Origin of the sequence: Trinickia symbiotica, assembly GCF_002934455.1 — a bacterium.
GTDB lineage: Bacteria > Pseudomonadota > Gammaproteobacteria > Burkholderiales > Burkholderiaceae > Trinickia > Trinickia symbiotica.
The window spans coordinates 138,862-160,232 of the sequence record NZ_PTIR01000014.1 but is presented as its reverse complement, the minus strand read 5'-3'; the positions used below and the strand labels follow the sequence as shown (position 1 = coordinate 160,232).

The window sequence follows — 21,371 nt, the reverse complement described above, 5'->3', positions numbered from 1 at the left end:
GGCCCGCCCGCGTCACGATTTCTCGAGTGCATCGATGCAACGTGCTTTCACGTCTCGCAACCGCGGATCCGTTACGCTGCGTACGGCGCGGAGCGCTTTGACCTTGTAGCCGGCGGGAACTGTCTCGATAAAAGGGATGCCGCATACGCGTGAAACTTCGAGGATGTGACCATCACCTTCGAGTGGGTCCACAACATCCAGGACAGCCCGCGGATTCTTCGGCAGCGCATATGCGAGTTCGATGCCTAGTCCTTCGGCATTACCTGCGTCGGCGCCCTCAGCAAGCTTGGGGGCGAGCGAAACCCACTCGGATCGGCCCGAGCCGATTTTATCCATCAACCTATCGATATCGTCGGCGCTGAGAGACGCCAGGAATGTGGCCGCGCCTTGTTGCTCGATCGCGGCAGATACTTGCGCAGGCGATGTAATGGCGGAGCCGGCCCATGCTGAGCTACTGACGACAGCGGCGGCGGCGAATGCGCGGCATTTCATTATGCTTTGCTCCAAGAAAATCTCGGACTTCGGTCCGAGGACGAAAGGAGCGCCGCCGAAAGCGGCAATTCCCCAGTTAGCATCGGCGGCATGGTCTTCCTCTACCGCCGCCGCGTGAAATCCGCCAATGGCTCGCTCGACCCGCGACGCCGCGCGGTGAATTCGTCGTGCGGCCTACTGCTCTGAAAGCTATGCCGATATCCTGCTACTTCGTCTTGAACAATAGCCAGTTCTCCACGCTTTCGTGCGCCGGTGTGGGCGCGTTTACCGCTTTTTCGGGGAACGGCGAGGGACGCGACAATCCTGCCGCAGTCGATCAGCCGGATGTCGGTCCACTGCCGCCCGGCCGGTACTATATCGTCGACCGTGAGTCGGGTGGCCGGATGGGCAGTATCCGCGATTTCGTCCTTAAGCATTTCTACCGCACTGACCGGACCGCTTGGTTCTCGTTGTACCGCAACGACGACGTTATTGACGACTGGACTAGCGTGAACGGCATCCGTCGCGGCAACTTCAGGGTTCACCCTGTTGGACCGCGGCGGCTCAGCGATGGCTGCATCGCCCTTGTGAGTCCCAGCCAGTTCGAAATACTGCGCGATCGCCTCAAATCGGCTTCGACCATTTCGATTCCCGGAACTACAATGCGCGCCTATGGCACCGTGGACGTCCGATGAAACGCTTCAAATTTATCGCACTGAACTTGGCGGCCACCCTAGTCATTGCGCTAGGCGTCGCGCGCGTCCTCGGTTCTATCCCTTTTGCGCCCTGGGCGACGGAAGCGCTCGTCCGCTTCGCCGCATGGTTCGGCGCGTATGGCGACGAACATGTGGAGGACGTCTACGCGATAGCCAGTTCGCTCGCCGCTTTGATACTTGCCGGAACTCTCGTCTGGACCACCAGCCTGCTGCTGAGGCGACGCCGGGGCTAATCGTCCATGTTCGGCACATCGGCGCGCCGGCACCGCAATTGCCAAGGTTCGGCGCGTTGACGTCGACCGATTGTTCCCGGCCGACTACCGCCCGATGTGGTCGACGGTACTAACCCATTCCGGGCGGTCGCATCTGTCGAAAGCGTCTACTCACGGTTGGGTTTCTACTACGAACATTCGCGCTTGCTGAGCCTCCTGACGTTCTGCCTTTATCGGCGCATACCTCTCCGAGTTGTAGAAGGCTAGCGCTTGCGCGAGAGTCGGAAACTCGAACACGCCAGCCATCGGCAACGGCGCCTCATCCCCCTCCAGAACCTGCGCAACGGGGCCGAAATGAAGTATCCGTCCGCCCGCTTCTTCTAGGGCAACGTTAAAGCGTGGAGCGAGCCGCGCCTGCTTTGCTGAATCGATGACGCGCAAATTGACGTGTACGTATGCTGGCATTGTGCCCTCCTCAAATGGCCTGTGCGCATGTTCATGCAAGGATCAACCTCTCTTCCGCCCCGCAGTGTCTCACAGCCGCTTCGACGCGCGCGTGATGAACTTCCGTAGTCGACCCAAGCCGGACGCTGGACGTGCGCTACCTTGGTGGCGTTTTGATGAGCACAAAAGCCACACATACCTACTTCGTTTCGTAGACAGCTCTCGCTGGCGCTGCGACAAACCGATGGTTGTCTACGTATTCGGTCAACGTATTGAAAATGTGCTCAATCGTCTCAGAAACAATTTCCCAGTTCCGCTTCAGAACTGGCGACCGATTACCTGCGGCCACCTCGCTAGCGCTTTTACGCCCATGTGCGACTGCATTTCTCTTGTCCACGATCTCATCGATGTGACCGGCATATGCCATATCGGGGAGTGGGTCCGCGTCTATCCCAAGGCAATCAAACAACTCCGAAATAGTTTTGACCCAATATTTTGTACCCTTCCCGAAAACCGCAGTTCATCATCAACGACGCATCAACCAAACACACGCCGCCAAAGCCGCAGCACGGCTCCACGCTCCGCCCCAATGCTCTCCGGCGCCACCCGCGCAATCTCCATCCCGTCGAGCCGCAGGCGGTGCTGCAGCTTACGATAAGTGCGATACGCACCGCCGACCGTCTCAGCCTCTTCGGCGCTCATCAACCCAAAATGCGAGACCTCGCGCAACAGCGCGATATTGCCGGTATTGAGAACGAGCTCGGGATGCCGCGCCGCATGGAGCAGCACCCAATACTGAACAACGAATTCAATATCGACCATCCCGCCGCGATCGTGCTTCAGATCGAACAGCTCCGTGCGATTCGGATGGCCGGCAGCAACGCGCTCGCGCATCGCCACGATCTCCGCAGCAAGCGGCGCCGCCTCGCGCGGCGTCGTCAGCACCTGCTTGCGGATGGCCTCGAACTGCGCGCCGATCTCCGCGTCGCCAGCGCAAAACCGTGCGCGCGTGAGTGCCTGGTGCTCCCAGACCCAGGCTGCATTGGCCGCGTCGCCCTCGCGCAACTGATAACGACGGAATGCATCGAGATCGGTGATCAGCAGCCCCGACTCCCCGTTCGGCCGCAACCGCAAGTCGACATCGAACAGCGTACCGGCACCCGTCGAAGTCGTGAGCCAGGTGATGAGGCGACGCGCGAAAGTCGCATAGACCTCGGCCGCCGCTTCATCGGGATCGTCGTAAAGAAAGATGAGATCGAGATCCGACGCGTAGCCAAGCTCCTTGCCGCCGAGCTTCCCATAAGCAATGATCGAAAAGCGCGGCACCGCGCGATGCCGCTTCGGCAGGTGCCGCCAGACGGCCTCCATCGTCACGTCGAGGACCGAATCGGCCAGCTCGGAGAGCCGGTCGCTCACCTGCTCGACCGTCAGCTTGCCGGCCAGATCGATTAGCAGAATGCGGAAGACTTCCGCCTGATGAGCGTGGCGCAGCAAATCCATCTGCTGCTCCACGCCGTCGGCCGCGGCAAGCCGCGCCCGTAGCGACGCCCGGAACGCGCCCCAATCGAACGGGCTCGCGATTGCCTCGTCGTCGAGCAGCTCGTCGAGCAACTGCGGATGGCGCGTCAGATACCCGGCGGCCCAGCGCGAGGCCGCAAGCACCCCCATGACGCGTTCGAGCGCTGCCGGATACTCGTCGAGCAATGCGAGGTAGGCGCTGCGCCGGCTCACCGTTTCGAGCAGATCGAAAAGCCGCGTCAGCGTCGGCGCGCGGCTCATCGCCGGTTCCAGCCTCGCCGCGGCATCAAGCGCCCGGCGCGCGATCATATCGAAGCGCTCACGGCTGCGCTCGGGCAGGCCGAGATAGCGCGTCGAACGACGAACAGCGGTGAGCCGCGCGAGAAGCTCGCCCGCTCGCTCGCCGAAACCTTGCTCGGTCAGTCGGGCGGCCAGCGCTTCGCTAGCCGCATCGTCTTCCAGCGCACTTCCCCAGATCCCCGCCGCCGCGCCTTCGTCGGGCGCATCGCCGATGCCGCGCGCCTTATCGGCAAAAATCTGATCGAACTGCGTCTCGACGAACTCCCGATAGCCGTCGAGCTTCGCCACGAGCGCGGCGTAGTCGGCAAAGCCAAGCGAAGCGGCGAGCCGCGCGCGCTCTTCCCCGTCGACAGGCATCGCATGCGTCTGGCCATCGTGGCGGTATTGGAGGCGATGCTCGAGCGTGCGCAAAAACGTATAGGCTTCACCGAGCGTCGCGCAGACGGCGGGCGTCACCAGTCCGCGCGCCGCGGCATAGCGCAGAACTTGCAGCGTCGGCCGGATGCGGAAGCCGGCATCCTGGCCGCCCCGAATCAGTTGAAAGACCTGCGCGCTGAACTCGATCTCGCGAATCCCGCCGCGGCCGAGCTTGATGTCGTCGGCCTTTTCGGGGCGCATCGAGGCTCGCCGCCGCGCCTCCTCGCCGATCTGCCGGTGCAGCGCGCGGATCGCGCTGATGACCCCGAAATCGAGATAGCGGCGATAGACGAATGGCTTCACGAGCGCGTCGAGCTGCCGCGCGAGGCGTTTCGCGGCTTCACTCTCGCCCTCGGAAACGAGCCGCCCTTTGATCCAGGCATAACGCTCCCACTCGCGCCCTTGTACATAGAAATATTCTTCGAGCATGCCGAGACTGCAGACGAGCGGCCCGGCGTCCCCGTTCGGCCGCAGCCGCATGTCGACGCGAAAGACGTAGCCATCGGCCGTCGGTTCGGCGAGCGCGCCGATGAGACGCCGCCCGAGCCGACTGAAGAATTCCTGCGTCGTAATCGGAGTGCGCGTGCCGCCGGCCGTCTCGCCGTCGTCCTCATAGACGAAGATAAGGTCGATGTCGGACGAGACGTTGAGCTCGCGGCCGCCGAGCTTGCCCATGCCGACGACGCCGAGCACGAGTCGCTCGCCTTCCGGCCCGCGGGGCTCGCCGAAGAGCGCTTCGAGGTCGGCTGAAAGCACCTCGAGCGCCTTACGGATCGACACCTCGGCCAAATCGGTCATGGCTCCCGTGACTTCGGCCACATCAGCCCGCCCGCGCAGATCGCGCTCCATGACAGTGCAAAACACGTCAGTCCGCAAGCGGCGCAACAGGCGCCGCAACAGCGCCTCGTCGATGGACGCCCCGCTGGCCTGAGCCTCGTTCACCAGCTCGCCGAAACGCCCCTCGATCCATTCTCGCGTGACAGGCGCCTCGGCCCATTCGGCCAAACGATCGGCCAACTCGGGGCGCGCCGCGATCGCGCGCGCGGCGTAGGTGGAATAGCTGGAACTCGACAAGGAGGGTACGGTCATGAGCGGTGTAGGTCGCGGTTTGCCACGGCGGATGCAAAGCTCCGGAAAGCTCCGGAAAGCTCGACGGCGCGCCGGCGGCGGACCTTCCGTCCGCACACCCATGATCGCGGGCGCCCGCCCCTGTGATACATTCGACGTCCAAGACGCCAAACTACCACAGCCCGGCCGCTCCACCCCGTTCACGCCCCGTTCGCCGCAGCATGTCCGACAGCAAGGAATCCGCAGCAAGCACCATTGCCGGACAGTCGCTTCACGATCATCGGTTTCTTCGCCGTGCGCTGAAAATCGCGCTCGCGTTCGCCATCACGGTTTACTTCGTGGCCGCGGCCGCTTTCCTCGGTCTGCGCTATCTGCTGTTGCCGCGCATCGACGACTTTCGCCCACGGATCGAGCAAGCTGTCTCGGCAACCATCCATGCCGAGCTGCGCATCGAGAAGCTCGCGCCCCACTGGTCCGGCCTCGAGCCCGGCGTGGACGTGACGGGTCTCACGATACGCGATCGCGACGGCAACCTCGCGCTGTCGGTGCCGCATGCGATGGCGACGATCTCATGGCGCTCGCTCGCGCGCGGCAAGCCCGCGCTCGCGAGCCTCGTCGTGGACGGGCCCGATCTGCTTGCGGCGCGCGCGGCCGACGGCTCGTTGACGGTCGCGGGCGTCCAGGTGCCGACCACGCACAAAGGCAACGACACGACCTTCACGAACTGGCTGCTCTCGCAGGAGGCGATCGTGCTGCGCGGCGGCAAGCTGCGCTGGCGCGACGGCGTCCGCAAGGCGCCCGAGCTCGCGCTGCACGACATTCGCGCGGCCATCGTCAATAAAGGCTTCGAGCACTATCTCGCCCTCCAGGCGCCGGCCGAAGGCACGGTCCTGAAAGGCCCGCTCGACTTCCGCGCGCGCTTTCGCCATCGGCCGCTCGGCGAGCGCGGCAGGCCGCAGAACTGGACCGGCGAAACCTATATTTCAACGGGCCCCGTCGACCTGCCGATGCTCGCCCGCTACGTCCAGACGCCGATCGCGCTCTACGCCGGGCGCATCGATAACGCCATATGGGCGGACTTCTCCGGCGGCCATATCCTGGCGGCGTCGGGCACGCTGCAAGGCTATGACATCGCGCTGCGCGTGCGCCCCACCCACCCGCAACTGCATGTGCCCGTCGCGCAGTTCGGCTGGGCCGCCGAAATCGAGCCGCAGCGCGACTATCGCCTCCGCCTCTCGAATCTGCACGCCGAGCTCGGCCAGCCGCCGCTCGCCGACGGTACGCCCGTCACCCGGACGCTGTCCTTTTCGACGCTCGTGGGCCGTTATCGCCCGGCGAGTGTCGAGCACGGGCAGCTGATGAGCGTCAGGGGCGATCGCGTTGATCTCGGCGTGCTCGCCGAGTTCAGCCGGGCGCTACCGGTGCCCGAACGCTTCCTCGACGAGCTCGTGCGTTTCGATCCGCGCGGGCTGATCGCGAACTATGCGATCGAGGCCGAGCGAGCACGCCCCGAGAATGCGCTCGCGGCGAGCGAGCAGCGCGTCACGGGCACGGCGCCGATCGTCCGCTACCGCGTGAAGGGCGACCTCGAAGGCATCAGCATTGCCGCGCAGGAACCGCCCCCGGGGCTCTCGCCGGCCGGCCATCCGCGCGTAGGCTTGCCGGGCTTCGAAAACATTTGGGGAACGATTGACGCCGACGAAACGCACGGCGCCGTGTCGGTCGATACGGTCAACGCGACGATGACGCTGCCTGGGGAGTTCGACGACCCTCGCCTCGCATTCGACCGTCTGCGTGGGCGTGGGCAGTGGACCGTGACGCCGGCCCCCGGCGAGCCGCAGAAGGCGTTTGCGGTGACCGTGCCTGAGCTCAGCTTCGAGAACGCCGATACGGCCGGTACGGTCGTCGCGAACTATAGGAACCCGGGGCACGGCCGCGGCTCGCTCGACTTGACGGCGAACATCTCCCGCGCGAAGGTCCCTGCCATCTCGCGCTACCTGCCGACGAGCGTCGGCGAGCACACGCGCCACTATCTCGGCCACGGTCTGCAGGACGGCATCGCCCGCAACGCAACGATCGAAATCCATGGCGGCCTCGACAAGTTTCCCTATTCGAGAGATCCGCACGCGGGCATCTTTCGCATCGTCGCACCCTTCTCGGGCGGCAAATTCGATCCCTCGCCCTATCCACCGAAAAAGCTGCGCAACGGCGAGCCCGATGTCTGGCCGGCGCTCGAGGGCATCGACGGTGTCTTTACGCTGAGGGAGAACCTGCTGCGCTTCGATATCGACAAAGGCCACTACAAGCGCATCGCGCTCGAACGCGTCAACGGCCGAATCGCCGATCTCGGCAATCACGGGTCGAGCCTCGTCATCGACGGTAGAGCGCGGGGACCGCTCGCCGATCTGCTCGACTATTTGAATAACAGCGCCGCCGGCAGCTTGACGGATCACGTCGGCGACACGGTGAGCGCGAGCGGGCCGGCAACCCTCGACCTCCAATTGACAGTGCCGCGCACCCAGATGCCGCACGTGAGCGTGGTCGGGACCGTCGGGCTGCGCGGCAACACGCTGGCCCGTGCGCAATGGCCGCCGCTCGAAAAGCTCACCGGCGGCGTGCGATTCACCGAGCACGCGCTCTCGCTCGAACGGATCGCCGGTCGCTGGCTCGGCGGCGAGTTCAAGGCCGGCGGGGGGCTCGCGGCCAACGGCAGCTATGGCTTCGACATTTCAGGACAAATCGCGGCGGACAGCGCGCGCGACTTCGACCGAAACGGAACAGCCGGCAAGCTGCTGGACCGTTTGCACGGTGCCGCGCCCTATGTGCTCGACATCCGTGGCAGAAAAGGCGCCTTGCCCGAGGTCTCCGCGCATTCCGACCTCACCGGCCTCGCGCTCGATCTGCCCGCCCCGCTCGGCAAGCCGGTGGGCACGCCGATGCCATTCTCGTTCTCGGTGAAGCCCGAGCCGGCCATCGCGGAAGATAAGGGTTCGCCGCTCGCACGCGCGGACCTTGCACTGGGTCCCGTGACGGCTTCCTATCTGGTGCGTCACGGCGCGGTGCATCCCGATGCACTCGGCGCGCTTTCGGTCGTGCGAGGAGCGATCGGCATCGGCGAGCCCGCGCGACTGCCGAGCGAAGGCGTGAGCGCGGCGGCCGATTTGCAGTCGTTCGATGCCGACGCCTGGCGTACGCTCGTGACCGAGCTGCGCCAGTCGCGGGATACGGCTGGACCTCGAGAGGCCCGCGCCAACCCGGCGGACGGAAACGATTCGAGGGGCCGCTCGGGCGGCGCGTCGAACATCGCATCGAGCAGCGAGTTTGCCCCGAGTCGCTTCGACCTGCGGTTCGGTACGCTCAAGCTGCTCGAGCGCGAATGGGCGAACGTCCACATCGACGCGGAAGAATCGGGGCGCGACTGGCAAGCGCGAATTGCATCGGATCAGCTCACAGGCGATCTGAACTGGCGGCCCGGCGCAACGAGCAGCGACGGCGGCCAACTGAAGGCCCATTTCGCCAAGGCGGAAATTCCCGTCGCCGTCGGGCACGCGCTCGTCGGTCAACTGTCGACGCCTTCGGCTCGGCATATGCCGGCCATCGATCTGACGATCGACGACTTCGTCGTACGAGGGCACAAGCTCGGGCAGCTCGCCCTCGCGGCGCACAATCTCGACGAAGACGGCGTGCCGGTCTGGCAAGTCGACAAATTCGACATCACGAGCGCCGCCGCGCATCTCGCGGCGACCGCCAACTGGCGCACGGCGCCCCGTCTGGGCGCGAATGTCGCAGCCAATACCCCGCGCCGCACGGCCATCGATTTCAAGCTCGACATCTCCGACGCGGGCGCCCTGCTCGATCAATTGGGACTTCCGCGCACCGTGAAGGCCGGCAAGGGCTCGCTCACGGGCAGTATCGGCTGGCGCGGCGAGCCGACGGCCATCGATTACCCGACGCTTTGGGGCCACATGAGCGTCGACCTCCAGCATGGACAGATCCTCAAGGTCGATCCCGGCGTCGCGAAGCTACTCGGCGTATTGAGCCTGCAAAGCCTTCAGCGCGTGATCACGCTGAACTTTCGCGATGTGATCGGCGAAGGGCTGCCGTTCCACAGCGTGACGGGCACGGGCCACATCACCGACGGCATTGCGCGAACCGACGACTTCCGTATCGTCACGGCGCCGGCGCGCGCCGACCTCTCGGGCTCTGTCAATCTCGCCGCGGAGACGCAGAATCTGCACGTCGCGGTCACCCCCACGCTCAATGCCGGCTCGGCCGTCATTGCGGCGACGGTCGTGAATCCGCTGCTGGGCCTGGGCGCGCTGGTGGCCAACCTGGCGCTCTCGCAATCGATCGCCCACGCGTTCGCTACGCAGTACGCAATAACGGGGTCATGGTCGCATCCGCGCGTCGAGCGGTTCACCGGCGATCGGGGTAAGATGGTTGCTCCGGCCGAAGCAACCGGCAACACCGGCAACTGACGGAACTGACGGATTACGTTGATCTCCATGAGCGATCTTTCGACTACACCGACGCGATCCGCGCCGTTTCGCGTCGCCGCGCTGCAAATGGTCAGCACGCCCGAGCGCGAGCGCAATCTCGAGGATGCCGCGCGGCTCATCGCCGAGGCGGCGAGCGACGGCGCGCAGCTCGTGCTGCTGCCCGAGTACTTCTGCTTCATGGGCTTCAAGGAGACGGACAAGCTCGCGGTGCGGGAAACATACGGCGACGGCCCGATTCAGCGCTTTCTGGCCGAAGCGGCGCGCCGCCATGGCCTTTGGGTCATCGGCGGAACACTGCCGCTCGCCGTCAGCGAGCCGTCCGCAGATCGCGAGCGCGTGCTCAACACATCGCTCGTTTTCGATCCGCAAGGCAGGGAAGTGGCGCGCTACGACAAGATCCACCTTTTCAACTTCGAAAAGGGCGACGAGTCGTTCGACGAAGCGCGCACGATCCGGCCCGGCGGCGAGGTTCGCACCTTCGACGCGCCGTTTGGCCGAGTGGGGCTGTCGGTCTGCTACGATTTGCGCTTTCCCGAGCTCTATCGGCGGATGGGCGATGTCGCCATGATCGTCGTGCCCTCGGCGTTCACGTACACGACGGGGCGCGCGCACTGGGAGATGCTGTTGCGCGCCCGCGCCGTCGAGAACCAGTGCTACGTGCTCGCCGCCGCGCAGGGCTGCACGCACGAGAACGGCCGGCGCACATGGGGGCATAGTATGCTCGTCGACCCGTGGGGCGAGATCGTGGCCGAGCGCGCGGACGAGGGCCCGGGCGTCGTGGCCGGCGATATCGAGCGTCGGCGCATCGAAGAAGTCAGGCGCAGCCTCCCCGCCTGGCGGCACCGCGTGCTTGCATAGCCGCTTTTTCAATCACCGCATTCCGTTCGTTTCGATCCATTCGCATGAACATCATCGAACCCGGCATTCGCAACCTCGCCACGGCGAAAGACGCGCTGCTCACCCCCTATGGCCTCGACGAGGCGCTGCTCACGCGCACGCTCGCCGATATCTTCACGCACCGCGTCGACTACGCGGACCTCTACTTCCAGGCAACGCGCAGCGAAGCGTGGAGCCTCGAAGAGGGAATCGTGAAATCGGGCAGCTTCAGCATCGATCAAGGCGTCGGCGTGCGCGCCGTCTCCGGCGATCGCACGGCCTTCGCCTATTCGGACGACCTCTCGCCCGAGGCGCTACGTCAAGCGGCCGAGGCGACGCGCTCGATCGCCAAGGCAGGTGGCGGCAACCAGAAAATCAAGGTGGCGAGCGCGCTCAGGGGCGTCGCGGGCCGCGATCTCTATCTGGCCGCCGACCCGCTCGCCTCGCTCGACGCGACGGCGAAGGTGGAGCTCCTCGAGCGCGTCGAGCAGATGGCGCGCGGCGCCGATCCGCGCATTTCGCAGGTGATGGCGGGCCTCGCGGGAGAATACGACGTCGTGCTCGTCGCGCGCAGCGACGGCGCGCTCGCGGCCGATGTGCGGCCGCTCGTGCGCGTGTCGGTGACGGTCATCGCCGAGCAGAATGGCCGGCGCGAGATCGGCACGGGCGGCGGCGGCGGCCGATTCGACTATGGCTATTTCACCGACGAAGTGCTCAAGCGCTATGTCGACGACGCCGTGAAAGCCGCGCTCGTCAATCTCGACGCACGGCCCGCTCCGGCAGGTACGATGACGGTCGTGCTCGGCCCCGGCTGGCCCGGCGTGCTGTTGCACGAGGCGATCGGTCACGGGCTCGAGGGAGACTTCAATCGCAAAGGCTCGTCGGCATTCGCGGGACGCATCGGCGAGCGTGTGGCGGCGAAGGGCGTCACGGTCGTCGACGACGGCACGCTGCCGAACCGGCGCGGCTCGCTCAATATCGACGACGAAGGCAACCCCACGCAATGCACGACGCTGATCGAAGACGGCGTGCTCAAGGGCTACATTCAGGATTCGCTGAATGCCCGGCTCATGAAGATGCCGGTGACGGGCAATGCGCGCCGAGAGTCGTACGCGGCGCTGCCCATGCCGCGCATGACGAACACCTACATGCTGAACGGCGACAAAGACCCCGCCGAGATCATCGCCTCGGTGAAGAACGGCCTCTATGCCGTGAACTTCGGCGGCGGGCAGGTCGACATCACCAACGGCAAATTCGTTTTCTCGGCCTCCGAGGCGTACATGATCGAGAACGGCCGGATCGCCTACCCCGTCAAGGGCGCGACATTGATCGGCAGCGGCCCCGAATCGCTCAAGTACGTGACGATGATCGGCAACGACATGGCGCTCGATACAGGCGTCGGTGTCTGCGGCAAGGAAGGCCAGAGCGTGCCCGTCGGCGTCGGTCAGCCGACACTGCGCATCGAGAAGATGACGGTCGGCGGAACGGTTTGATCGATCGGGTCCGGCTGGCCGGCGTTCGAGGCCGGCCCCCCGTGCGATCGGTGGCCGCAGATCATGCCCATTTTGCGGCTTTTTCCGGCACGCGACTTGCCAGCCGCGCCCAACCGGGGTATAAAGCGTAAGCACCTTTTTGAGACGTCCCACCGAGCCATGTTCACGAAGTTTTATTTTTACTTCTTTTGGCATCTCAGTCCGCTGGCGGATCGAGAGGGGTGTTAGCGCTCAAAGCGAACCCGAATTCCCGAGAGAAACCGCCGGCAAAGCCCGGCGGTTTTTTTTCGTGCCGCCGCCGCGGGCGAACTCGGCACCCTACCGACAGGAGAAACGCAGCATGCCCCCGCACAACACTGATGACGTCCGGATCCGCGAGCTTAAGGAGCTGACGCCGCCCGCGCATTTGATCCGCGAATTTCCGTGCACGGAGCCGATCTCCGATCTCATCTTCAGCACACGCCAGTCGCTGCATCGGATCCTGCACGGGATGGACGACCGGCTCATCGTGATCATCGGACCGTGCTCGATTCACGATCCCAAGGCGGCGCTCGAATACGCGGGCCGGCTCGTGGAGCAACGCAAACGCTTCGCCAGCGAGCTCGAAATCGTCATGCGCGTCTACTTCGAAAAGCCGAGGACGACGGTCGGGTGGAAGGGTCTCATCAACGATCCCCATCTCGACAACAGCTTCAAGATCAACGAGGGGCTGCGAACGGCGCGCGAGCTGCTCGTCGGCATCAATGAGCTCGGCTTGCCGGCCGGCACCGAGTTCCTCGACATGATCAGCCCGCAGTACATCGCCGATCTCGTCGCGTGGGGCGCCATCGGCGCGCGCACGACCGAGTCGCAGGTCCACCGCGAGCTCGCATCGGGGCTTTCGTGCCCGGTCGGGTTCAAAAACGGCACGGACGGCAACGTGAAGATCGCCGTCGATGCGATTAAGGCCGCCTCGCAACCTCATCACTTTCTCTCGGTGACGAAAGGCGGGCACTCGGCGATCGTATCGACGGCCGGCAACGAGGATTGCCATGTGATCCTGCGCGGTGGCGTGAAGCCGAACTACGACGCCGAAAGCGTCGACGCCGCCTGTTCCGCGATCGGCAAGGCCGGTCTGGCGGCGCGGCTCATGATCGACGCGAGCCATGCGAACAGCTCGAAGAAACACGAAAACCAGATTCCCGTTTGCGCCGAGATCGGCCGGCAAGTGGCGGGCGGCGACGAGCGCATCATCGGTGTGATGGTCGAGTCGCACCTTGTCGAGGGACGGCAGGATTTGCTGGAAGGTTGCACGCTCAACTACGGCCAGAGCATCACCGACGCCTGCATCGGCTGGGACGAGAGCGTCGGCGTGCTCGAACGGCTGGCCGAGAATGTGAAAGCACGGCGTGTCGTGCGCGGCAGCGGGAACTGACTGGTCCCGCCGCTCGCATTCGCAAGGTCAGACCGCGCCGGAACCGAACACTTCCGTATGGATCCGCGCCGCATCCACACCTAGCCCGATCAACGCATCGCGCTGGAACTGCATGAACGGAATCGGCCCGCACAGGTAGTAATCGGCATCGGGGAGCAGCGCCTGCTCCGCAATGAGCGCGAAATCGATTCGACCGGTGAAGTCATAGTCGATGCCGGCGCGGTCGGCATCCGTCACATCCTCATAGAAGACGGCGCGCGCCACGTTCGAATGCTTCGCCACCGTATCGGCGAGCCATGTCTTGAACGCATGCACGCGGCCGTTGCGACAAGCGTGGACGAACGCCACGCGGCGAGTACTGCCCTCGGCCACGAGCGACGACAGCATCGACATCATCGGCGTAATGCCGACGCCGCCCGAAACGAGGACGACGGGCGTCGTCTTCGTGCGATCGAGGCAGAAATCGCCCATCGGCGCCGTCACTTCGACGATCGAGCCTTCTTCCACGCCCTCGTGCAGCAGCGTCGAGAGCCGCCCGGGCGGCACGTCCTCTTTACCCTGCGGCGCGCCGTGGCGCTTCACCGAAATGCGCAGCCACTTGCCGTGCGGCGCATCCGACAGGCTGTACTGACGCGGCTGATCGACGCCGAGCTCGCCGACATAGCGCTTGACCGTGACGAACTGCCCCGGCTCGAAACCGCATGCCTCGGCGCCGTCGGCCGGCGTCAGGTAGAACGAGGTGATTTCATCGCTCTCCACCACTTTGCGCGAGACGATGAACGGCCGGTACCCGCTCCACGCCGCGCCCTGATAGAGCTTCGACTCGACGCCGATCATGATCTGGGCGAGTTGCGCATAGGCGGCGCGCCAAGCCTCGAGCGTCGGCTCATCGACAGCCTCGCCAAGCACTTCGACCACGGACGCGAGGAGGTTCTCGCCGACGATCGGATAGTGCTCCGGGCGGATGTTCAAGCTCGCGTGCTTGTTCGCGATGCGGCCGACCGCCGTGCCGAGCGCGGCGAGATTGTCGATGTTCGCCGCGTAGGCGTAGACCGCATGCGCCAGCGTCTCGGCCTGGCTGCCGCTCGCCTGGTGCGTCTGGTTGAACAGGTTGCGCAGCTCCGGACGGTTGGCGAACATGCGCCGGTAGAAGTGCTTCGTGATCGTCGCGCCGTGCTCGGCGAAAACGGGCGCGGTCGCCTTGACGCGCGCGATCTGGTCTGCGGTGAGAGGGGAACTCATTCGGCTGCTCCTCGTTAAAGATGCGCACAATTTACATCTTTATTGGCAAATCGTAATACGACAATTTGTCGCAGCGCATCATTCATTCGAGGGCGGAGACAGCCTGGCGGGCGACTAGCCGGCGTTGCGCCCGCGCTGCCAAAGCACGTCGGCGCCGCCGCCCGCGCGATTCAAGACGCGAGCGAGGACGAACAGAAGATCCGACAGGCGATTGACGTACCGACGCGGCGCCGCTTCGAGCGGCTGCGTCTTGCCGAGCGCGACGATCGATCGCTCGGCACGGCGGCACACGGTGCGGCAGACATGGGCGAGCGCGGCCGCGCGCGCGCCGCCCGGCAGAATGAATTCCTTGAGCGGCGGCAGATCGGCGTTGTAATGGGCGAGCCAGTCGTCGATGCGCGCGAGGTGAGCGTCTCCGATCATCGTGTGACCGGGAATGCAAAGCTCGCCGCCGAGATCGAAGAGATCGTGCTGGACGACGGTCAGCGCCTCGTGAACATCGTCGGGCAACGTTTCGCAAAGCAGCAGGCCGATTTGTGAATTGAGCTCGTCGACATCGCCGATGGCCGCGACCCGCGCATCGTCTTTTGGCACGCGGCTGCCGTCGCCGAGGCCCGTCGTTCCATCGTCACCGGTGCGCGTTGCGATTTTGCTCAAGCGGTGGCCCATGATCTGCTCCTCGTTGTCAAATCGATCAAGCCGTGCCTTTGTGGAAACCAACCACTGGTCATGCGCGAGCGCGCCGCGGCAGCGGCAGCGGCAGCGGCAGCGGCAGCGGCAGCGGCAGCGGCAGCGGCAGCGGCAGCGGAAAACAGTTTGATTATAAGAGCGACGCGAAAGCCAATCGGCGGCCCTTTACATCTCGAGCCGCAGCCAAGCACCGGCGCACGCGCCGCTTCGCGTTTTGTCCGCGCCGATCGGCGTAGAATGAAATGGTCATTCCATTAGCCTGACGATCACGCTCGATCGGTATGCAACCACAACAAGCGCGCCTATGCCGGCGTCCCTATCCGCATGGCCGCGCCAGGAGACATTCGTGAACCATCCCGTGCCGCCAGCCGCCGTCAACCCGCGCCGTCCGTTTCCGGCCGATCTCGCCACCGCGCTCAAAACCGCCTTCGGCGAACGCGTGTCGATGTCGGAAGCCGTGCGCGCCCATCATGGCCGCGACGAGTCGCCGTTCGACCCGGTACCGCCCGACGCCGTCGTCTTCGCCCAAAGCACCGACGATGTGCGCACGGCCGTCGAGCTCTGCGGGCGCTACGGGGTGCCCATCATCCCCTATGGCAACGGCTCGTCGCTCGAAGGTCATCTGCTCGCGGTGGAAGGCGGCGTGTCGATCGACCTCTCGGGAATGAACCGGGTGCTCTCGATCAACGCCGAAGATTTGACGGCCACCGTCGAGGCCGGCGTTTCGCGCAAGGCGCTCAATGAGGCGCTGCGCGACACCGGCCTTTTCTTCCCGATCGATCCCGGTGCCGACGCGAGCATCGGCGGCATGTCGGCGACGCGAGCCTCGGGCACCAACGCCGTGCGCTACGGCACGATGCGCGAGAACGTGCTCGGCCTCACCGTCGTCCTGGCCGACGGCCGTATCGTCACGACCGGAACGCGCGCGCGCAAATCGTCGGCCGGCTACGATCTGACGCGGCTTTTCGTCGGATCGGAAGGCACGCTCGGCGTCATCACGGAAATCACCGTGCGGCTCTATCCGCTACCCGAGGCGGTCTCGGCTGCCGTCTGCGCATTCCCGACGATGGGCGATGCGGTACGCACCGTGATCGAGACGATTCAGCTCGGGGTGCCCGTCGCGCGCGTCGAGTTCGTCGATGCGCTCGCGATTCGCGCCATCAATCGACATTCGAACATGACGCTGACCGAATCGCCGACGCTCTTCTTCGAGTTCCACGGCACGGACGCGAGCGTCGCGGAGCAGGCCGAGCGCGTCCAGGAGATCGCGGCCGAACATGCCGGCAGCGGGTTCGCCTGGGCGACGCGCCCCGAGGAGCGCAGCCGGCTTTGGAACGCGCGGCACAACGCTTACTTCGCGATGCTGCAGCTCAAGCCCGGCAGCCGCGCGCTCTCGACGGACGTCTGCGTGCCGATTTCGCGGCTCGCCGAGTGTGTCGTCGAAACCGAGGAAGATCTGCGCGGCTCGCCGCTACCCTGCCCGATCGTCGGCCATGTCGGCGACGGCAATTTCCATATCTGCATGCTGATCGACCCGGCCAAGCCCGCGGAACTCGCCGAAGCCGAGCGCCTGAACCGGCGCGTTGTGGAGCGGGCACTGCGCATGGACGGCACCTGCACCGGTGAGCATGGCGTGGGGTTGCACAAAATGGGCTTCCTGCTCGACGAGCATGGCGCCGACGCCATAGGCGTGATGCGCGCGGTCAAGCATGCACTCGATCCGCGCAACCTGATGAACCCGGGCAAAATCTTTTCCTACGACGCATAAACAGCGCAACGCGCATACACGGCACGCGAGGAGACGACAATGAACGGCCCCCATGCTCACTCACGCCCGTTGCCCTCCGATACTCGGAAGGCCCCGCACTTGGGCCATCGTTCGGGCGATCCTGCGCCGATCGGAGCTCCTTCCGAAGTCGATTCCGATGCGCGGCCCGAAGTCGCGGGCGCACCGCGAGCGGCAGCGAATGGAGGCGCATCGATCACGCGCCCCGCCGGCGACGACGACGAGGCGGTGCGAGCCAAAATGCGCACCGACCGTCAGCGCGAAGTCGTACAGGCGCTGATGGCGACGTTGCCCGCTCACTGCCTGCTTTATCGCGACGAAGATACGGCGCCCTACGAATGCGATGGCCTTTCCGTCTATCGCGAACTGCCGCTTGCCGTCGCGTTGCCCGAAACCGAATCGCAAGTGCAGCGCATCGTGCAGATTTGCCGACGCCTCGGCGTGCCCGTTGTTCCGCGCGGCGCGGGCACCGGACTGTCGGGCGGTGCCACGCCGATCGCGCAGGGCATCGTCATCTCGCTGTCTCGATTCACGAAGATTCTCGACATCGATCCCTACGGGCGCACCGCGACGGTTCAGCCGGGCGTGCGCAACCTGGCCGTCTCGGAGGCCGCCGCACCGTACGGGCTTTATTACGCGCCGGACCCGTCCTCGCAAATCGCCTGCACCATCGGTGGCAATGTCTCCGAGAATTCAGGCGGCGTGCACTGCCTCAAATATGGGCTCACCGTACACAATGTGCTGCGCGTGCGCGCGGTGACGATGGACGGCGAGATCGTCGAATTCGGCTCGCTCGCGCCTGATGCGCCGGGCCTCGATCTACTCGCGGTGATGATCGGCAGCGAGGGCATGTTTGCGATCGTCACGGAAGTGACATTGAAGCTGATCCCGAAGCCGACGACAGCCCAGGTCGTCATGGCGAGCTTCGACGATGTCGTCAAAGGCGGCGATGCGGTTGCCGCCATCATCGCTTCGGGCATCATTCCGGCCGGGCTCGAGATGATGGACAAGCCCGCGACGCGCGCCGTCGAATCGTTCGTCGGTGCCGGCTACGATCTCGACGCGGCCGCGATCCTCCTTTGCGAATCGGACGGCACGCCCGAGGAAGTGGCGGAAGAGATCGTGCGCATCACGGCGGTGCTGCGCGAGCACGGTGCGACACGGCTGCAGATCTCGCGCACGGACGCCGAGCGGCTCAAGTTCTGGTCCGGGCGCAAGAACGCTTTCCCCGCCGCGGGCCGGCTCGCGCCCGACTATTACTGCATGGACGGCACGGTGCCACGCCGCAGCATCGGACCGCTGCTCGCCCGCATCGAGGAAATGGAGGCGACGTACGGACTCGCCTGCATCAACGTCTTCCATGCGGGCGACGGCAATATGCATCCGCTCGTCCTCTTCGACGGCAACGATCCGGATCAGCTCCATCGCGCCGAAGCCTTCGGCGCGGCGATCCTCGAATGCTGCGTCGAGCTCGGTGGGACTGTGACGGGCGAGCATGGCGTCGGTATCGAGAAGCTCAATTCGATGTGCGTCCAGTTCTCGCCGGCCGAGCGGGAGGCGTTCTTCGCGGTCAAGCGCGCGTTCGATCCGGCCGAGCTGCTCAATCCGACCAAGGGCATCCCGACGCGAGCGCGCTGCGCCGAGTACGGCAAGATGCACGTGCGCGGGGGCCTGCTGCCGCACCCGGAGCTGCCGCGCTTTTAACAACGAGGACTAACCCGGAGCGGGTGAACCGCGAGTTGCTCCGCCATCATGCGTCGGTACAATGGGCTCCCTGAGAAAGTGCCCTTTGGGCACGAATCAGCAAGACTCGAACAAAAAGCCGGCGACCGGATGAACGAGACGACAAAGCGAGGGGCCATGCAAGATGACGACATCGTCGAGCAATGGGCAGAGCGCATTCGCGCGGCGACGGCGGATGAACGTCCGTTGCGCCTGCGCGGGGGCGGTACGAAAGACTGGTACGGCCAGGCCCTCTCCGGTGAAATCCTCGATACGCGGGCGTACCGCGGCATCGTCGCCTACGATCCGGCCGAGCTCGTCATCACTGCGCGTTGCGGCACGCCGCTCGCCGAGATCGAGGCGACGCTCGCCGAGCGCAACCAGATGCTCGCTTTCGAGCCCCCCTACTTCGGCCGCGGAGCCACGCTCGGCGGCTGCATCGCGGCCGGCATCGCGGGGCCGCGGCGCGTGTCGGCGGGCGCGGCGCGCGATTTCGTGCTCGGCGCCACGGTGATGAACGGTCGAGGCGAAACCCTGCGCTTCGGCGGACAAGTCGTCAAAAACGTCGCCGGCTATGACGTCGCGCGCCTGATGGCGGGCTCGCTCGGCACGCTGGGGCTCATTCTCGAGCTCTCGATCAAGGTGATGCCGCGGCCGGTGGCCGAAGCCACGCTCAAATTCGACATGAACGGCACGGACGCCGTGCGCAAGCTCAACGAGTGGTGCGGCCGGCCGTTGCCGATCTCGGCGAGTGCATGGCGCAACGGTACGCTGGCGCTGCGGCTCTCGGGTGCCGAAAGCGCCGTCAAGTCGGCGCGCAATTCGCTCGGCGGCGAAGTCGTCGATGCGGTCGAGGCCGAACGCTTTTGGGAGGGGCTGCGCGAACAGACCGATCCGTTTTTCGCGACGATCCCGGGCAAGGCCGCGCTCTGGCGGCTCGCCCTGCCCTCGATTGCCGAGCCGTTGCAATTGCCGGGGGCGCAAATGATGGAATGGGGCGGTTCACAGCGCTGGTGGATCACCGATACCGATGCTCAAACGGTGCGCATCAGCGCGAAGCAGGCCGGTGGGCACGCGACGATCTTCCGGGCCGGGCGCGAGTTCGACCGCAGCGCCAGCGTTTTCACGCCGTTGCCGGCGCCGCTCATGAAGATTCATCGCGGGCTGAAGGCGGCTTTCGATCCGGCCCGCATCTTCAACCGGGCGCGCCTCTACCCGGATCTCTGATCGATCGTCCGAGCGACCCGATGCAAACCCAACTCGCGGACTTCATTCGCAACACGGCAGACGGCAACGAAGCCGATGAGATTCTGCGCAAGTGCGTTCATTGCGGCTTCTGTACCGCGACGTGCCCCACCTACCAGCTACTCGGCGACGAGCTCGACGGGCCGCGCGGACGCATTTATTTGATGAAGCAGATGTTCGAAGGCGCGTCCGTCACGCGCAGCACGCAGCTTCATCTGGACCGCTGCGTCACTTGCCGAAGCTGCGAGACGACGTGCCCGTCCGGCGTTCAATATGGACGACTCGTCGAGATCGGGCGACAACATGTCGAGGCGACGGTCGAGCGCCCGTTCGGACAGCGGCTCCTGCGCCGCCTTCTCGCGACCGTCCTGCCCAGTGCCGCCGTTTTCACACCCATCATGCGCCTCGGCCAGATGGTGCGGCCGGTGCTGCCGCCGAAGCTGCGCGACAAAGTTCCGCCCCGCCAGCGTCTGCTGCAATGGCCGCAAGCGCGGACCACCGGATACAAACATAAGATGCTGCTGCTTGCCGGCTGCGTGCAACCGGCGATGCTACCGAACATCAATATCGCCACGGCACGTGTGCTCGATGCGCTCGGCGTGCAGACGATCGTCGAGCCCGAGGCCGGCTGTTGCGGCGCGATCCGCCTGCATCTCGGCTACCGTGACGAATCGCTCGACGACATGCGCCGGAACATCGACGCGTGGTGGCCGCACATCGAAGGCGGGGTCGAGGCGATCGTCGTCAACGCCTCGGGATGCGGCGCGACGGTCAAGGAATATGGGCATTTGCTGCGTGACGATCCAGCGTATGCCGAAAAGGCACGACGCGTGACCGAACTCGCGCGCGATGTGGCCGAGGTGCTGGGCGACTTCGAAGCCGAGCTGACCGAGCTTGGACGCCGGCGCGGCGTGCATACGGTGGCGTTTCATCCGCCTTGCACACTCCAACATGGATTGCAGGTCCGAGGACTGGTGGAACGTTTGCTGGGTGCGCTCGGAATCGAGGTGCGTCTGCCTGCCGATAGCCATCTGTGCTGCGGCTCGGCCGGCACGTATTCGATACTGCAGCCGGCGCTGGCTTACGCGCTGCGCGATCGCAAGCTCGATAGCCTCGCGGCACTCGAACCGCAGATGATCGTTTCGGCCAATGTCGGCTGCATCGCGCATTTGCAAAGCGGCACGCCGATGCCCGTGGCGCATTGGATTGAGCTCGTCGAGCACACCATTTACGGTTGAGCCGCCCGGCGAGGCCATAT

15 protein-coding genes are annotated in these 21,371 nt (G+C 65.3%); 10 read left to right on the top strand and 5 right to left on the bottom strand.

The genetic code is table 11. The features are described from left to right. Window positions 1-12 precede the first annotated feature (12 nt). Window positions 13-336 carry a hypothetical protein gene (locus B0G57_RS20135; RefSeq protein ID WP_146013388.1) on the bottom strand — a complete coding sequence of 108 codons (324 nt, stop codon included), beginning with the start codon at window positions 334-336 and terminating at the stop codon, window positions 13-15. A 347-nt stretch (window positions 337-683) separates the two neighbouring features. On the opposite strand from B0G57_RS20135, the gene B0G57_RS20130 reads away from it, so the two are divergent. Both B0G57_RS20130 and B0G57_RS20125 read left to right on the top strand, forming a co-directional pair. Next, window positions 684-1,166, top strand: a complete 483-nt coding sequence (locus B0G57_RS20130) for a DUF2778 domain-containing protein (RefSeq protein WP_018439993.1) — start codon at window positions 684-686, stop codon at window positions 1,164-1,166. Next, a complete protein-coding gene (locus B0G57_RS20125; protein WP_018439992.1) occupies window positions 1,163-1,420 on the top strand; it encodes a hypothetical protein in 258 nt (85 codons plus the stop codon). Before B0G57_RS20130 ends, B0G57_RS20125 begins: the two co-directional genes overlap by 4 nt. A 150-nt stretch (window positions 1,421-1,570) precedes the next feature. Here B0G57_RS20125 and B0G57_RS20120 read toward each other — a convergent pair whose 3' ends face one another. After that, window positions 1,571-1,864 carry a DUF1330 domain-containing protein gene (locus B0G57_RS20120; RefSeq protein WP_018439991.1) on the bottom strand — a complete coding sequence of 98 codons (294 nt, stop codon included), beginning with the start codon at window positions 1,862-1,864 and terminating at the stop codon, window positions 1,571-1,573. A gap of 516 nt (window positions 1,865-2,380) precedes the next feature. After that, window positions 2,381-5,167, bottom strand: a complete 2,787-nt coding sequence (gene glnE / locus B0G57_RS20110) for a bifunctional [glutamate--ammonia ligase]-adenylyl-L-tyrosine phosphorylase/[glutamate--ammonia-ligase] adenylyltransferase (RefSeq protein WP_018439989.1) — start codon at window positions 5,165-5,167, stop codon at window positions 2,381-2,383. Window positions 5,168-5,367: 200 nt separating this feature from the next. Here glnE and B0G57_RS20105 point away from each other — a divergent pair, with 200 nt between their 5' ends. The 4 genes from B0G57_RS20105 (at window position 5,368) to aroG (ending at window position 13,428) form a co-directional block, all read left to right on the top strand. Next, window positions 5,368-9,624, top strand: a complete 4,257-nt coding sequence (locus B0G57_RS20105) for a YhdP family phospholipid transporter (RefSeq protein WP_018439988.1) — start codon at window positions 5,368-5,370, stop codon at window positions 9,622-9,624. A gap of 27 nt (window positions 9,625-9,651) precedes the next feature. Then, entirely contained in the window at window positions 9,652-10,503 is an 852-nt protein-coding gene (locus B0G57_RS20100) for a carbon-nitrogen hydrolase family protein (protein WP_018439987.1), read from the top strand. Between the two features lie 44 nt (window positions 10,504-10,547). Then, window positions 10,548-12,014 carry a metalloprotease TldD gene (gene tldD / locus B0G57_RS20095; RefSeq protein ID WP_018439986.1) on the top strand — a complete coding sequence of 489 codons (1,467 nt, stop codon included), beginning with the start codon at window positions 10,548-10,550 and terminating at the stop codon, window positions 12,012-12,014. A gap of 340 nt (window positions 12,015-12,354) precedes the next feature. Further along, entirely contained in the window at window positions 12,355-13,428 is a 1,074-nt protein-coding gene (gene aroG / locus B0G57_RS20090) for a 3-deoxy-7-phosphoheptulonate synthase AroG (RefSeq protein WP_018439985.1), read from the top strand. 27 nt (window positions 13,429-13,455) lie between these two features. Here the strand turns inward: aroG and hmpA are convergent, their stop codons facing one another. Then, window positions 13,456-14,670, bottom strand: a complete 1,215-nt coding sequence (hmpA, locus tag B0G57_RS20085) for an NO-inducible flavohemoprotein (RefSeq protein ID WP_018439984.1) — start codon at window positions 14,668-14,670, stop codon at window positions 13,456-13,458. 114 nt (window positions 14,671-14,784) lie between these two features. Then, window positions 14,785-15,339 (bottom strand): cob(I)yrinic acid a,c-diamide adenosyltransferase, encoded by a 555-nt coding sequence (locus tag B0G57_RS20080; protein ID WP_018439983.1) that lies wholly within the window; start codon window positions 15,337-15,339, stop codon window positions 14,785-14,787. Window positions 15,340-15,706: 367 nt separating this feature from the next. Between B0G57_RS20080 and B0G57_RS20070 the strand changes: the two genes are divergently transcribed. The 4 genes from B0G57_RS20070 to glcF all read left to right on the top strand — a co-directional run bounded on the left by B0G57_RS20070 (window position 15,707) and on the right by glcF (window position 21,351). Then, window positions 15,707-17,128 (top strand): FAD-binding oxidoreductase, encoded by a 1,422-nt coding sequence (locus B0G57_RS20070; protein WP_026229540.1) that lies wholly within the window; start codon window positions 15,707-15,709, stop codon window positions 17,126-17,128. 258 nt (window positions 17,129-17,386) lie between these two features. Next, entirely contained in the window at window positions 17,387-18,850 is a 1,464-nt protein-coding gene (locus B0G57_RS20065; RefSeq protein ID WP_035468456.1) for an FAD-linked oxidase C-terminal domain-containing protein, read from the top strand. Window positions 18,851-19,006: 156 nt separating this feature from the next. Beyond that, window positions 19,007-20,095 (top strand): glycolate oxidase subunit GlcE, encoded by a 1,089-nt coding sequence (glcE, locus tag B0G57_RS20060; RefSeq protein WP_020566114.1) that lies wholly within the window; start codon window positions 19,007-19,009, stop codon window positions 20,093-20,095. A gap of 20 nt (window positions 20,096-20,115) precedes the next feature. After that, window positions 20,116-21,351: a glycolate oxidase subunit GlcF gene (glcF, locus tag B0G57_RS20055; RefSeq protein WP_018439979.1), complete on the top strand. Its 1,236-nt coding sequence runs from the start codon at window positions 20,116-20,118 to the stop codon at window positions 21,349-21,351. Window positions 21,352-21,371 lie beyond the last annotated feature (20 nt).